This window comes from Methylosinus sp. DMC45 (genome assembly GCF_056313885.1).
The window spans coordinates 87,589-101,855 of record NZ_JBQUZK010000045.1 but is presented as its reverse complement, the minus strand read 5'-3'; the positions used below and the strand labels follow the sequence as shown (position 1 = coordinate 101,855).

Here is a 14,267-nt window from a genome sequence, read left to right as displayed (position 1 = left end):
ACGCTTCATCGACGTTTCGCGTAACGTCGCCGCCTTCCCTCTCCTGCGAAGCGGGGGAGGGCTGGGGAGGGGCGCGTCGTCTCACATCGACCCCTCGCCGCCGACCAAGCCGGCGCCGATGGCGAGCCAGACGAGATGCGCGTCCGTGCGGGCGCCCATCTTGGATTTGATCTGATAGTGATAATTCTGCACCGTCTTGGCGCTGAGATTGAGCGCCCCGGCGATCTCTTCCGTCGTGCGGCCGGAGGCGACGAGGCGCAGAATCTCCGTCTCGCGCGGGCCGAGATCGTCGAGCGGCGAACGGCCTTCGGCGAGGCGCTCCGCCGCGATCTCCCGCGCTATGTCGTCGCCGAGCGCGCGGCCGCCATGGGCGACCGTCTCCACAGCACGGACCAGCTCCGCCGCCTCGCCGCCCTTGGTGACGAAGCCGCTGGCGCCGGCCTCGAACGCCTTCAGCGCATAGGCCGCGGCGTCATGCATGGTGACGACGAGAATGCGCGCCTTCTTGTCCCATTGGCGAATATGGCGCACCGCCTCCAGCCCGCCGGCGCCCCCGGCGAGCTGCAAATCCATCACCACCACATCGGGCGAGAATTTGCGATAGGCCTGATAGGCCGCGGCGGCGCTGTCCGCCTCGCCGACGACGCGAAAGCCCGGCTGGCGCTCCAGCAAGCGACGATAGCCCTCCCGCACGATCGGATGATCGTCGACGAGCAGGACCGAGACGCCGCTCACGCCGCCCGCCCGAATGCGCCGGCGGCGTTGGAATTGGCCGGCGCCAGCGGAATGCGCGCCGCGACGCAGACGCCATGCGCGGCGCGGTCGATGGAGAGGCTGCCGCCGAAGGCAGAGACACGCTCGCGCATGCCGAGCAGGCCATGGCCGGCGGAAAAATCGATGCGCGTCGGATCGCCCTCGCCATCGTCCTCCACGGTGAGCGCGACGACGCCGTCATTGGAGGCGAGCCGCTCCACGCGCAGAAAAACCTCGCTCGGCCGGCCGTGGCGCATGGCGTTGGTGAGGCATTCCTGCGCGATGCGGAAGACGCTGGTGGAGACCGCGGGCGGCACGCCGGCGAGATCGCCCATCAGATCGAGATGCACGATCGCGCGCGGCGCCGTCTGCGCATTCCAGCCGGCGACGAGCTGAACGAGGCAAGCCTCGAGGCCCAATTCGTCCAAATCCTGCGAGCGCAGCCGCGCCAGCGCCTCCCGCAGCGTCATCGTCATGCGCCGCGCCACCTTGCCGATGGAGCGCGCGTCGGCGGCGAGATCGGGCCGGTCGGACGCCCCCGCCTCTATCGCCGCGGCGAAAGCGCTGGTCGCGGTCAGGCATTGGCCGAACTCGTCATGGAGATCGCGCGCCAGCGCGCGGCGCTCCTCCTCCTGCACCTCGAACAGCCGCTTGGTCAGCGCGACGCGCTCCGCCGTCGTCTGCGCCAATCGCTCGGCGAGGTCGTTGACGGCGCGGGCGATGAGGCCGAACTCGCCACTGGTGAAGGATTTGACGCGGTGGCGGTAATTGCCCTTCTCGAGCCGGCGCAGCCCGTCGACGATCGTCTGCGTCGGGGCCAACGCATGGAAGATGGCGAGCGCCGCCAGCAGGCAGACGCCGACCGCCATGGAGGCGGCGACGCCGGCGACGATGGAAATCTCGCGCCAGGCCTGCCGCACGGCGGCGCCCTGATCGGCGCGCGCCACCACGGCGCCCGTCTCCGGCTGGCGCACGGTGAGCGGCCGCGACACCGGCGCCGGCGCGCCGAAGAGAAGATCGAAAGCGCGGGTGAACCATTGCGGCGCCTCGACGCCGACGCCGTCCATCTGGCTGCACAGCACGCGCGGCTCTTCCACGCCGGGCGCGAAAGTGATGCAGACGCCGGGCGAGACGAGCTTCAATGTGGCGAGCGACTCCCAATTGGGAATGGGCAAGATGTTGTCGCGCCGCATGGAGCCGCGCCAGAGAATCTCGCGCCAGAAGAGATGCTCGAGCTCATGGGCGACGCGCTCCGCCGAGGCCTGCGTCTCCGCGCGGATGGAGCGATTGGCGTCGTCCATCACCCAGCCGATGGCGAGCGCGAGGCAAAAGCCCACAATGGCGACGAGGCGCATGATGAGGCGAATGATCAATTGCATCGGGCTTCGCTCCGGCTCTCTCCCAGCATCTCCGAGTAAAGCAGGAATCGCCTTGACCGCCAATGCGATCCGGCCGCCGCTCCGCTTCCTCTCGGGAAAATCGGGCAAAATGCCCGGCGCGACGCGGGCTCGAGCGCCCTAGGGCGCGCGGCGGGGAGCGGGCAGGATCGCGCCTCTCCCCTGCCGGGGCTTTCGGAGATTTACGATGAGACAGCCATCGATCACGGCGCGCCTGCCGTCGCGCAACGCCTTTCTGCTCGCCTTCGCCACTCTGCTGCTGGGCATGGCGCTCGCCATCGCCTGGGTCTTGGGCTTTACCCTGTTCTACCCGGACAGCGCGCTCGCCCACGCCATCCCCCGGCGTGACGATCTCATCCGCGCCCATATCGATTATCTGATGATGGCGCAGTTCGTCTTCGTCTTCGCGCTGCTGTTCCGCCAATACGCCATACGGCCGCCGATCTGGATGATCGTCTCCATCTGCTTCGGCACGTTCAACAACCCGCTGTCCTTCGCGCTGCGCGCGCTGAGGCCGAAGATCGATCCGGCGACGCTGCCGCCGGTCGAGCCGCATTTTCCGCTGATCGCGGGCGTGAGCTTCACTCTTACGACGGTCGGGTTTCTGACGGCGGCCTTTCTCGCCGTCCGCGCGGCGTGGCGGGCTGGCGACGCGTCGGCGGCGCCGACGATCGCTCGGAGCCTCGAGCGAGCGGAATAGTCAGGCTCGCTTTTCCACCTACCGGCCAATCATACGATTTCCGGTTGATCGGCACGCAGACAAAGCAACAGCCCCTTCATCCTGAGGAGGCCCCGAAGGGGCCGTCTCGAAGGATGGCCGCCGCGCCTTCTGGAGCATCCTTCGAGGCTTTTTGCGTTCCGCAAAAAGCGCCTCAGGATGAGGGGATTGTGTTTGCCGGGCCGAAACGATCATCCCGGCGACTGTATCACACCAGCCGGCTCTGCGCCTTGGCCGCCTCGATGAAGCTGGCGAAGAGCGGATGCGGCTCGAAGGGGCGTGACTTCAGCTCCGGGTGATATTGCACGCCGATGAACCAGGGATGGTCGGGAATCTCGACCGTCTCCGGCAGCACGCCATCCGGCGACGAGCCGGCGAAGGAGAGGCCATGCGCCTCCAGCCGCTCGCGATAGGCGTCGTTCACCTCATAGCGATGGCGATGGCGCTCCGAAATATCGCAGCGCCCGTAGATGGCGGCGATGCGCGAGCCGGGCTTCAAATGCGCGGGATAGGCGCCGAGCCGCATGGTGCCGCCGAGATCGCCGGTCGCGGAGCGCTGCTCCAGCGCATTGCCGCGCAGCCATTCGGTCATCAGGCCGACGACGGGCTCCTCGCAGGGGCCGAATTCGGTCGAATTGGCCTTCTCTATGCCGGCGAGAGCGCGGGCCGCTTCGATGACCGCCATCTGCATGCCGAAGCAAATGCCGAAATAGGGAACGCCGCGCTCGCGGGCGAAGCGGGCCGCGAGAATCTTGCCCTCCGCGCCGCGCTGGCCGAAGCCGCCGGGCACGAGAATGCCGTTCACATGCTCGAGATGCGCGGCCGGATCGGAGCTTTCGAACACTTCCGATTCGATCCAGTCGAGATTGACCTTCACCCGATTGGCGATGCCGCCATGCGCCAGAGCCTCGATGAGGCTCTTATAGGCGTCCTTCATGCCGGTGTATTTGCCGACGACGGCGATCGTCACCTCGCCCTCGGGATTGTTGACGCGCTGCGTCACCGCATTCCAGCGGCTCATATCCGGCTTGGGCGCGGGGTCTATGCCGAAGGCGGCGAGCACCTGCGCGTCGAGCCCGGCCGCGTGATAGGCGCGCGGCACGTCATAGATATGGGCGGCGTCGCGCGCCTCGATCACCGCATTCTCGCGAACATTGCAGAAGAGGCCGAGCTTGCGGCGCTCCTCGCGCGGGATCTCGCGATCGGTGCGGCAGAGCAGAATATCCGGCTGAATGCCGATCGAGCGCAGCTCCTTCACCGAATGCTGCGTCGGCTTGGTCTTCAGCTCGCCGGCGCTGGGGATGAAGGGCAGCAGCGTCAGATGGATATAGATGCAATGCTTCTCCGGCAGCTCATTGCCGAGCTGGCGGATCGCCTCGAAGAAGGGCTGGCCCTCTATGTCGCCCACCGTGCCGCCGATCTCGATCAGGACGAAATCGACATGGTCATTGCCCTCGAGGGCGAATTCCTTGATGGCGTTGGTGACGTGAGGGATCACCTGGATGGTCGCGCCGAGATAGTCGCCGCGCCGCTCCTTGGCGATGATGTCCTGATAGATGCGCCCGGTCGTCACATTGTCCTGGCGACAAGCGGGACGTCCGGTGAAACGCTCATAATGGCCGAGATCGAGATCGGTCTCGGCGCCGTCGTCGGTCACGAAGACCTCGCCGTGCTGGTACGGACTCATCGTGCCAGGATCGACGTTGAGATAGGGATCGAGCTTGCGCAGCCTCACCGTGTAGCCACGCGCCTGAAGCAATGCTCCGAGCACCGCTGACGCCAAGCCCTTGCCGAGTGAGGAGACCACGCCGCCGGTGATGAAGATGTACCGCGCCATGGGAGCTTACGCTTATCGCCTCTGGATCGATTCGGAAAAGACTTTTTTCGTCGGCCGGCGGAATTCCACCGGCCGTTCGCTGGCCGAAGCTGCGAAAGGCGGCCCTCGCGAGCCGCCCACGCCTCACTTCTGCTCGGCCGGAGCCTTGTCCGCGCCCTCCGGGGCTTTCGCCTCCGGCTCCTTCGCGCCTTCCGTCGCCGGAGCGGCGGCGGGCGACTCTGCGGCCGGCGGCGTCGCGCCCTGGCGCTGCTGCTGGACGCGCTGCAGCTGGTCGAAGATGCTCTCTTTCTTCTCGGCCGGAGCCGGCGTCGAGGCGCCGGCTGCCGGCGCCCCGGCCGCCGGAACTTCCTTCAGCTCCAGCTTGGCGGGATCGAGCCCTTCGCCGCTGCCGCGCTCCCAGGCCGGAAGAACGGTGAGCGCGATGCTCGTCAGAAAGAAGATGGCGCCCAGAATGCCGGTGGCGCGGGTGACGGCGTTGGCCTGGCCGCGGCCCGTGAACAGGCCGCCGCCTCCGCCAATGCCGAGCGCGCCGCCCTCCGACTTTTGGTAGAGGATCAGCACGACGAGAGCGACCACCACCATCAGGTGGATGACGATGATAACCTGCTGCATGAACCGCTGTCTCCCGGCGCCCGGTTTCCGCCCGCCCCGCGGCCCGCGCATGTTCTTGTCGCGGGCCTTCTACACCAATTGCGCGGGCCTAGGGAAGGGGCGGCGACGGCCGCCCGATCAATAGGCCTTGCCGTCCTGGCCCTTCCAGCCGCTCGGGGCTTGATCGAAGCGCGTCTCGTCCTTGAATTCGATCGTGGCGCCCGGCTCGATATATTGCCGGCCCTTGATTTCCTGATTGGAGACGGTCGTCGAAAAATATTTGCTGGCCGAGCAGCCCTCCTTCACGGCCCCGGCCTCATCCGGCTTGCAATCGAGATTGGCGCCCTTGGGGAATTCCGCCGTGCCGGTGAAGTAGAATTCGACGGCCTTATGGCCGGCGCCCTCGACGTCCAGCTGCCAGAAACGCGACACCTCGAATTTGACCACCTTGACGTCGGGATCGAACTTCTGCTTCAGCCGATTCTCGAACACCGAGCGGGCGTTGTCGGCGGTCGGATCGCAGGAGAACAGGCAAAAGGCCTCGGCGCGGCCGGCGGTGAGCGCGGTCGCGAGCAGAGCGGCCGCCACGATCTTCGATTTCGACATGAAACGCGTCTCCTCTTTTCGTTTTTTCCTTCGCTCCCGCCGAAAGAGATCGGCGCGAAGCGGGGCTCCTTATGGGGCTCGGAACGCAGGCTGCACGGCCGTCGCGATCCCGGCAAGCCGGCCGCCTCGGACAGATTGTCGCATCACGATGGATTTCTCCGCGATGTTGCCTTGCGGCGGCGCGCGCCTTATTGACGGCGCAACCCCGAGAACCAGAGATAGAGAGGATTTCATGGCCGCCTACAAGCTCCTTCTCCTGCCTGGCGACGGCATCGGCCCGGAAATCATGGCCGAGGCCGAAAAGCTCATCGCCTTTCTGAGCGCCGCCGGCGTCGCCTCTTTCGAGACGGAGAAGGGCCTCGTCGGCGGCTCCGCCTATGACGCCCATGGACAGGCGATCAGCGAATCCGACATGGCCCTCGCTCAGAGCGCCGACGCCGTGCTGCTGGCCGCCGTCGGCGGTCCGAAATGGGACGGCGTGCCCTATGACGTGCGCCCGGAGGCGGGCCTGCTGCGCCTGCGCAAGGATCTCGCCCTTTTCGCCAATCTGCGCCCCGCCATCTGCTATCCGGCGCTGGTCGACGCCTCCTCGCTGAAGCCCGAGCTCGTCGACGGCCTCGACATCATGATCGTGCGCGAATTGACCGGCGGCGTCTATTTCGGCGAGCCCAAGGAGATCACCGATCTCGGCAATGGCCAGAAGCGCGGCGTCGACACGCAGGTCTATGAGACCTATGAGATCGAGCGCATCGCCCGCATCGCCTTCGAGCTCGCCCGCAAGCGCTCCAACAAGGTCACATCGTCCGAGAAGGCCAATGTGATGAAGTCCGGCCTGCTGTGGCGCGAGGTGGTGACGGCCCTGCACGCCCGCGAGTATTCCGATGTGCAGCTCGAGCATATGCTCGCCGACGCGCTCGGCATGCAGCTGGTGCGCCGGCCCAAGCAGTTCGACGTGATCGTCACCGACAATCTCTTCGGCGATCTGCTGTCGGACGTCGCCTCCATGCTGACCGGCTCGCTCGGCATGCTGCCCTCCGCCTCGCTCGGCGGGGAAGACGCCGCCACGGGCAAGCGCAAGGCGCTCTATGAGCCCTGCCACGGCTCCGCGCCGGACATCGCCGGCAAGGCGCTCGCCAATCCGATCGCCATGATCGGCTCGCTGGTGATGGCGCTGCGCTATTCCTTCGGCCTGATCCCGGCCGCCGATGCGATCGACAAGGCGATCGCCGATGTGCTGGCCGCCGGCCTGCGCACGGCCGACATCGCCGGCCCGAACGACAAGCCGGTCTCCACCAGCCAGATGGGCGACGCGATTCTGGCGGAGCTGAAGAAGACGTTGGGGTGAGGGGATTCGGTCCTATGCGAGATGGAACGCGCCTCGGCGCGTTCCATGCCGTTCCGCCTGTTTCAGCAGCAATGGCTTGGCAATAATAGACATTCGTTTTTTTTTGAGACGCATGGTTCGTGGTAGAATATCCATGCCGAGTGAGCTTGGAGGGTTCGCATGACCGCCGACTTCGCCCCGCGCCTCGATGTTCTGCCTCCGCCGCAGCGCCGGCTCTGGGACCGCCGCGCGCGCGATCTACGGGACGCAATTCAATCCACAGAGCACGCTGAAAGCCCTGTCTTATTTCGAGGACGGCAATCTTCGCCGCTTGTCGCAGCCGGTTAGAGATCGTCTCGCGAAAGCCGCGCGCGACGTCGATCTCGACCGCTTGCCCGATCGGGAAGGACCGCGATGAAGACTATTCCGTTCACGCCTGAAACCGAAGCTCTCGCGCGTCGCCTCATATGGTTCGAAGAGCCGAGCGAAGCTTTGTCCGACCGTTTTCGCTTCGTGGCCTATGCGGCGGCGCGAGCGACCCACGAGGACATGAAGCTCCTGCGTCGATTCCTGAACGACGACGATCTGCGCGAGGCGCTCGATCACGCGCCGCCGGGGATCATCGATCCACGTTCTTGGGCCTATTGGAACTCCAAGCTCGGGCGCTATCCCGCGCCGCCGCTGCCGAAGCGTCGCTTTGGCTGAGGAAAACGGTCACGCGCTGTTCGTCGCGGAAAGCGAGCCTGAAGGCTCGCGGTCCGAAGCGCTTCCTGGAACGCGAGCCTTCAGGTTCGCCTTCACCTCCGCCCTTATCGGCTCCAGCTCCTCCTCCGTGAACGTCTCCTTGTCGAGCAGGCGCTTCGCCGTCTCCTCATGCACGTTCGCGCATTCCTTCAAAATTCGCGACGCGCGCAAAAAAGCCTCTTCCACCAGCTCCCGCACGGCGCGGTCGATGCGCGCGCTGGTCTCCTCGCTCGCGTCGGAGCGCTGGCCGAGATCGGCGATGTCGAGATAGCGCGGCCGCTCGGCGATATAGGAGGCTTGGCCGACCGCGGGCTCCATGCCGTAGCGCGTCGCCATGGAGCGCGCCATTTCGGTCGCGCGCTGCAGATCGTCGGCGGCGCCGGTCGTCGCCTCGTGAAACACATTCATCTCCGCGGCGCGGCCGCCGAGCAGAACCGTCATGCGATTCATCAGCTCCGAGCGCGTCATCAGATAGCGGTCCTCGGTCGGCATTTGCATCGTGTAGCCGAGCGCGCCCATGCCGCGCGGAATGATCGAGACCTTCTTGATCGGGTCCATGTCCGGCAGCGCCATTGCGACGATCGCATGGCCCATCTCGTGATAGGCGACGATGCGCCGCTCGCGCGGATGCAGCAGCCGATTGCGCTTCTCCGGCCCGGCGATCACCCGCTCGATCGCCGAGGTAAAATCGTCCGGCGTCACCGAGACCGCGCCGCGGCGCGTCGCCAGAGTCGCCGCCTCATTGACGAGATTGGCGAGATCGGCGCCGGTGAAGCCCGGCGTCATCGCCGCGATCTGCGTGGGATCGACATCGGCGCCGAGCTTTATCTTGCGCAAATGCACGTTCAATATCGCAGCGCGGCCGATCTTGTCCGGCCGATCGACCGAAATCTGCCGATCGAAGCGCCCCGCGCGCAGCAGCGCGGGATCGAGCACCTCGGGCCGATTGGTGGCGGCGAGCAGCACGACGCCGGCGCTCGGATCGAATCCGTCCAATTCGGCGAGCAATTGATTGAGCGTCTGCTCCTTCTCGTCATGGCCGCCGGAAAGGCCGGAGATTCCGCGCGCGCGGCCGAGCGCGTCCAATTCGTCGATGAAGATGATGCAAGGCGCGGAGGCGCGCGCTTGCGCGAACAGATCGCGCACGCGCGCGGCGCCGACTCCGACGAACATCTCCACGAATTCCGAGCCGGTGATGGAGAAGAAGGGGACGCCCGCCTCGCCCGCCACCGCGCGGGCGAGCAGAGTCTTGCCGGTGCCGGGCGGGCCGACGAGAAGAATGCCTTTGGGGACGCGCGCGCCCAGGCGCCCATAGGTCTTGGGGTCCTTCAGAAAGGCAACGATCTCCTGCAATTCCGCCTTCGCCTCGTCGACGCCGGCGACATCGGCGAAGCCGACCTTCACATCCGTCTCGACGAAAATCTTGGCCCGGCTCTGGCCGATCTGCATGACCGAGCCGAGGCCCTGCGTCATGCGATGCGACAAATAGCTCCAGACGAGAAAGAACAGCGCGATCGGCACGACCCAGGAGAGCAGAGTCGAGACCCAAGTGTTCTCGACGATTCCCGAATATTTGACATTCGCCGCCTCGAGCTCTGCGGCGACGTCGGTCGGCACGCGCACGGCGACGATCTGCTTGCGTCCGTCCTTCATCGGCTCCTTGAGCGTCGCGCGCATCATGTCGGCGCCGACCTCGACCGAGGCGATCTTGCTGTCGCGCAGGAGGGTCTGAAGCTCGCTATAGGGGACGACCTCGGTCTGCCGATAGACCGTCCACATCTGCTGCAATATCAGCACGCCGATCAGCGCCAGCAGAAAATAGGCGAGATGAAAAGACCAGGCTTTGTCCTTCTGGGGCTGCTCCATCGGTCTCGCCTCATCGTCGCCAGAGCTCCGCGCGCATGCGCAAGAGAGACCAGGCGCGCGGAAAGAAATATAGGAGCCGCCGCGAGCTTATCCATCGGCGCGCATGCGCAGCCCGCTCTCGGCTATTTGCGCGCGGCGGAGCGTTTGGGCGCGCCTCGCGCAGCCTTTTTTTGGGGGCGAGCTTCTAGCGCCGGCGGAATGCTCACTCTCTGCGCCGCGACTTCCTCGACCGCGCTTTCTGGCGCGAGGCAGGCGGCGAGCACGCGCTCGATCAGCGGACGCATCGTCGCTTCATCGGCGTTCTGAAGCGCCTCCACGCCGAGAACATGACGCAATATGGAGATTCCGAAGAGGCAGGCGCTGAAGAGCGTGGCGCGCTCCAGCGCCGCCGGCCCGTCGAGCGTCGCGGCGATAGGACCAACGAACTCCGGCAGGCTGAGCGCGCGCAGCACCTCGCGCGCTTGCGGATTGGTCATGGAGCGCACGACGATCTGCAGCGTCTCATTCTCGCGCTCACGGAACAGGTCCTCGGCATATTGCGCGCCGAGGCTGCGCCCCTCCGCGACAATCTGCCGCTCCCTTTCTCCCGAGGCCGTCAGCGCCGCCGCAAAGAGCTGCTCCTTGGAGCCGAAGGCGCGGTGGACGAGCGCGACATCCACGCCGACCTCGGCCGCTATGTCGCGCAGCTTGACGTCCTCATAGGAAGCCGAGCCGAAGCGCACGAGCGCCGCCTGGAGAATGCGCTCGCGCGTCTTCTCTCCGCCGCGGCTTTCTTTCCGCTTCGCCCGCATTTCGAAATCCTTCCCGCCCATACGCGCGCAAAATATGCGCGCGTCGCCGAGGGTCAATCGGATATGCGGCTCGCCGGCTCAACATCGTTGACTTTTTTCGAGTCTCACGTATTTTCTACCTCGTTCTGCGCTGCTGGAGCGAGCGCGACGATATTTCGATCGGCGATCACTTTCGAAGCCGTCATTGCAGCACGCCAAATGAGAGCGCAGCCGATTCCGCGAGGTTTTTCGGCGCCGTCGCTTTCATCTGGAGCGTCGATCATTCCATCGAGCGTCGCTACAATGAAGAAGGACGAGATGAAAGGACGCATTCACCTTCTCGACCCCGATCGACCGGACGAGGCGCTCGAGGTCGACATCATCGCCCATGACGAGGCTGTGCTTTCGGTCGGCGTGCCGAACACGCATGTCAGCTTCGATCTCTTGCGCCAGGACGCGAGCGCGCCCTATCGCGGCGTGCTCGGCGGGCGCAGCTTCCTTTTCACGCCGCCTGCCCCGCGTCGCCGCTCGCCGGCGCGCGAAGCCTCGCCCGCCGCCGCCCCCAAAAAGCGAACGCTCCAGAAGAGCTGAGCCGGCGAAAGGCGGCGGTCCTTCAATGGCCGCCGCGCGCCGCCGCCTCGAGAAAATCCTCGAGCGCGCGAATATAATCCATATCCTCCAACGCTCTGCGCTTCTCGGCGGCGACCCGAGCGGCGAGCGCGGCGCGATGAACGCGGTCGCGCCCCAGCCGCACGGCGATCTCGACATAATGATCGAGCGAGGAGGCGACGGTCTCCTCGCAGCCGATGCGGCGCAGAATCGCGGCCGTATGCCGCCCGCGCATGAATGCGCCCTGCAATGTCACGATGGGACGATCGGCGCCGAGAAGATCGAGCGTCGAGCGGCCGCCCGACCAGCCGGGCGTGTCGAGAATGACATCCGAGGCGGCCGCCGTCGCAATGAAGAGCTCCTGCGGCATTTGCGGCAGAATGACGCAATGATCTTCCGCGGAGAGTCCCGCGTCGGCGAAGACGCGCTGCATCCGCGCGCGGAAGACGGACGTCACCTCCTCGCTCTTGGCGAAAGCGATGAAGAGGAATTTGCACGGTCCAATCGCCGCGGCGATGCGCGGATAAACGGAATCATAACAGGGCAGATATTTGTAGAGCGCCTGTCCCGAGAAGAAGATCGGCGCGTGCGGCTCGGCGTCGAAGAGCGAGCGATCGAGCTTTTGCAGCGCGAGCGTCTCCGCCGTGTAATGCAGGCCGAGATTGGGCATGAGCGCGAGACGCTCGGCATAGAAGCGCTCGGCGCCTTCGGGCTCCATCAGCGCGCTCGACAGAAAATGGTCGATCGTCGGCATGCCGCTCGTCTCCGGCTGGCCCCAGGCCATGCATTGCACGGGCGCGAGACGCTGCGCCGCCAGCCAGCCCGACACGGGATCCATGCCGATCTCGGGATAGAGCAGAACATGCGGCGCCGCGGCGACAATGGCCTCGCGCCAGCCTTCCGGCGTCGAAGGCTCGCGCGGAAATTGATCGCAGGCCTGCGCGGCGCGAATCGTCTCGGCGTCCTCGGTCTTGCCGGTATGGAAGCCGATGATCTCGAAACGCGCGCGATCGAGCTTCTCGATCCAGCTCTCGAGAAAAAGACGGAACACGGTGTGGCGGCAGAAGAATCCGCTGACGATTCCGACGCGAATGCGCTCGCCCTCCGCCGGCGGCGGCGCGAGCGGCGCGGCGGGATGCGCCTGCGCGAGCGTGCGGCAGGCGAATTCGCCATAGAGCGTCTGCAATTGGCGATCGTCCTCGCCCTGATAGGGAAGGAAGAAGGGCTGCGTCGCAGAGACGGCCGGCGCGAGCGCGGCGGCGATCTCCGCGTCCTGCGCGGAAGCGGCGAGCGCGGCGAGCGCCTGCGCATAGCGCGCGCGACGAATGGCGACCTCCTCCTGCGTCCCATAGAGGATCGGCAGCTCCGCCATGCACAGCGCGATGCGCGCCCGGCCATGGCCGGGATCGGCCGCGATGGCCGCGCGATGGCGCGCCACCGCGTCATCGGTGCGTCCTTCGAGATGCAGCAGGCAGCCGAGATTATAATGCGCGTCGGAAAGATCTGGCTTCAGCGCCAGCGCGCTCTCATAGCAGACGATCGCCTCGGCATGGCGGCCGAGCTCCTGCAGCACGACGGCGAGATTGTTCCAATAATTGGCGTCGCCGGGCGCGAGGCGCACGGCGACGGCGAGATGCGCGGCGGCCTCGCTCCAGCGGCCGCGCCGCATCAGCCAGCGGCCGAAATTGCCCTGCGCCTCGACGAGCCGCGGCTCGAGCTCTATGGCGCGCAGAAAGGCCGCCTCCGCCTGCGCGGCGGGGCCGATCTCCGCCAGCGCATTGGCGAGATTGTACCAGATGACGGCCTGATCCGGCGCGCATTGCGCGGCCTCGGCGTAATGCCGGGCGGCGTCGGCGCCATGGCCGAGCTCCATCAGCGTGCTGGCGAGATTGCAATGCAATGCGCCGGAGTCCGGCCGCAGCGCGACCGCGGCGCGATAGTCCACGACCGCCTCCTCGAGCCGCCCCAGCGCGCGCAGAGCGAGCGCGCGGCTGTTGTGATGGATCGCCTGTCCAGGCGCCAGGGCCATCGCCTCGCCGATCAAGGCGAGGCCCGTCTCGGGCGCGCCGCGCTCCGCCTCCAGCAGGCCGAGAAGATGCAGGCTGTCGGCATGCTTCGGCCAGCGATCGAGAACGCCGCGATAGAGCGCCGCGGCCTCGTCGATCGCTCCCGCCTCATGGCGCGCGCGCGCCTGTCGAAAAGCCGAATCCGGCGTGATGTCGTTCATGCGTGCGAGTGATCCACGAATCGGGCCGAGCCGTGCATTGGGACTATCTCGGACGCCAGTGTTGCGCCATCTTATTCGCCGTGTTTCCGAACGGCGAATGATAGCGCCATCCTCTCCGGCCGCCGCCGCGCTAAATGTCGTGTCGATGCGTCATTCGTCACGACGCCGAATGCAAGCCTCGGTAGGCTGCGCGCCAGCGGCGCTCGCCGTGAGAGTGAGAGGTCCCATGGACGCGCTCCAGCCGAATGCGACGCCACGTTGGGAATGGCGCATCTTCGGCGCCGATCTCGCGGCGCTGGAAAGCCGGCTCGGCTCGCCGACGAGCCTGCCGCGCCGCAGCGACGAGACCTATCTGCTGAACGCGCTGACGCCGCATTCCGCGAAGATTCGCGACGAGGCGCTCGAGGTGAAGCGTCTGCTGCGCGTCGACGATGGGCTGGAATTATGGGAGCCGGCCTTTCGCGCGCCCTTTCCGATGACGGCGGAGCGTCTCTGCGCAGCCGCCACGGCCCTGGCGCTGCCGCTGCGCCATCTCGATCGCGCCGCCTATGACGAGGCGCATTTTCTCGCGGAGATCGTCGCGCCCTGCCCCGCGCTGCGCGCCGTCGCGGTGCGCAAGTCTCGGCTGCGCTTCTCCTTTCGCGGCTGCGCGGCGGAATTCGTGCGAATGCAGATCGGCCCCGCGCCGATGGAGAGCGTCGCGCTGGAGAGCGAGGACGAGCGACGCCTCGCCGAAGCGCTCGCCGCGCTCGACGCCGATCCGCGGCTCAATGTGAATTTTCCCAAAGGCGTCGAGCGCGCCGCCGCTCTGGCGATCTGAAGCAG

Annotated in this window: 14 protein-coding genes; 5 read left to right on the top strand and 9 right to left on the bottom strand. The window is 66.5% G+C overall.

The features are described 5' to 3' along the window. Positions 1 to 81 precede the first annotated feature (81 nt). Both ACT53T_RS13455 and ACT53T_RS13450 read right to left on the bottom strand, forming a co-directional pair. On the bottom strand, positions 82 to 735 hold the full coding sequence (locus tag ACT53T_RS13455; protein WP_018267644.1) for a response regulator: 654 nt from the start codon (positions 733 to 735) through the stop codon (positions 82 to 84). Then, the gene (locus tag ACT53T_RS13450; protein ID WP_476161592.1) at positions 732 to 2,132 is read right to left on the bottom strand and encodes a sensor histidine kinase; all 1,401 of its coding nucleotides are present in this window, start codon (positions 2,130 to 2,132) and stop codon (positions 732 to 734) included. The genes ACT53T_RS13455 and ACT53T_RS13450 overlap by 4 nt, the downstream gene beginning before the upstream one ends. A gap of 205 nt (positions 2,133 to 2,337) precedes the next feature. Between ACT53T_RS13450 and ACT53T_RS13445 the strand changes: the two genes are divergently transcribed. Then, complete coding sequence (locus tag ACT53T_RS13445; RefSeq protein ID WP_476161591.1) at positions 2,338 to 2,850, top strand: hypothetical protein; 513 nt, start codon at positions 2,338 to 2,340, stop codon at positions 2,848 to 2,850. A 226-nt stretch (positions 2,851 to 3,076) separates the two neighbouring features. Here the strand turns inward: ACT53T_RS13445 and ACT53T_RS13440 are convergent, their stop codons facing one another. From ACT53T_RS13440 to ACT53T_RS13430, 3 genes are all read right to left on the bottom strand, one after another. Further along, a complete protein-coding gene (locus tag ACT53T_RS13440; RefSeq protein ID WP_036292955.1) occupies positions 3,077 to 4,705 on the bottom strand; it encodes a CTP synthase in 1,629 nt (542 codons plus the stop codon). Between the two features lie 123 nt (positions 4,706 to 4,828). Beyond that, entirely contained in the window at positions 4,829 to 5,317 is a 489-nt protein-coding gene (gene secG, locus ACT53T_RS13435; RefSeq protein ID WP_036292957.1) for a preprotein translocase subunit SecG, read from the bottom strand. A gap of 117 nt (positions 5,318 to 5,434) precedes the next feature. Further along, positions 5,435 to 5,902: a hypothetical protein gene (locus ACT53T_RS13430; RefSeq protein WP_018267639.1), complete on the bottom strand. Its 468-nt coding sequence runs from the start codon at positions 5,900 to 5,902 to the stop codon at positions 5,435 to 5,437. A gap of 232 nt (positions 5,903 to 6,134) precedes the next feature. On the opposite strand from ACT53T_RS13430, the gene leuB reads away from it, so the two are divergent. Together leuB and ACT53T_RS13420 are read left to right on the top strand one after the other, a co-directional pair. Next, complete coding sequence (gene leuB / locus ACT53T_RS13425) at positions 6,135 to 7,247, top strand: 3-isopropylmalate dehydrogenase (RefSeq protein WP_476161590.1); 1,113 nt, start codon at positions 6,135 to 6,137, stop codon at positions 7,245 to 7,247. 393 nt (positions 7,248 to 7,640) lie between these two features. Next, on the top strand, positions 7,641 to 7,931 hold the full coding sequence (locus ACT53T_RS13420) for a hypothetical protein (RefSeq protein WP_476161589.1): 291 nt from the start codon (positions 7,641 to 7,643) through the stop codon (positions 7,929 to 7,931). A gap of 9 nt (positions 7,932 to 7,940) precedes the next feature. Here ACT53T_RS13420 and ftsH read toward each other — a convergent pair whose 3' ends face one another. From ftsH to ACT53T_RS13405, 3 genes are all read right to left on the bottom strand, one after another. Continuing rightward, positions 7,941 to 9,836, bottom strand: a complete 1,896-nt coding sequence (gene ftsH / locus ACT53T_RS13415; RefSeq protein WP_476161588.1) for an ATP-dependent zinc metalloprotease FtsH — start codon at positions 9,834 to 9,836, stop codon at positions 7,941 to 7,943. A 122-nt stretch (positions 9,837 to 9,958) separates the two neighbouring features. Beyond that, positions 9,959 to 10,627, bottom strand: coding sequence for a TetR/AcrR family transcriptional regulator (locus ACT53T_RS13410; protein ID WP_476161587.1), 669 nt, complete (start codon positions 10,625 to 10,627; stop codon positions 9,959 to 9,961). 104 nt (positions 10,628 to 10,731) lie between these two features. Continuing rightward, positions 10,732 to 10,938 (bottom strand): hypothetical protein, encoded by a 207-nt coding sequence (locus ACT53T_RS13405; RefSeq protein ID WP_476161586.1) that lies wholly within the window; start codon positions 10,936 to 10,938, stop codon positions 10,732 to 10,734. On the opposite strand from ACT53T_RS13405, the gene ACT53T_RS13400 reads away from it, so the two are divergent. Next, positions 10,925 to 11,197, top strand: coding sequence for a hypothetical protein (locus ACT53T_RS13400; RefSeq protein ID WP_018267633.1), 273 nt, complete (start codon positions 10,925 to 10,927; stop codon positions 11,195 to 11,197). The two genes, ACT53T_RS13405 and ACT53T_RS13400, sit on opposite strands and share 14 nt — an antisense overlap. 22 nt (positions 11,198 to 11,219) lie before the next feature. Here ACT53T_RS13400 and ACT53T_RS13395 read toward each other — a convergent pair whose 3' ends face one another. Next, a complete protein-coding gene (locus ACT53T_RS13395; RefSeq protein WP_476161585.1) occupies positions 11,220 to 13,442 on the bottom strand; it encodes a tetratricopeptide repeat protein in 2,223 nt (740 codons plus the stop codon). Positions 13,443 to 13,668: 226 nt separating this feature from the next. On the opposite strand from ACT53T_RS13395, the gene ACT53T_RS13390 reads away from it, so the two are divergent. Further along, positions 13,669 to 14,262, top strand: coding sequence for a hypothetical protein (locus ACT53T_RS13390; protein ID WP_476161584.1), 594 nt, complete (start codon positions 13,669 to 13,671; stop codon positions 14,260 to 14,262). The last annotated feature ends 5 nt before the right edge of the window (positions 14,263 to 14,267 follow it).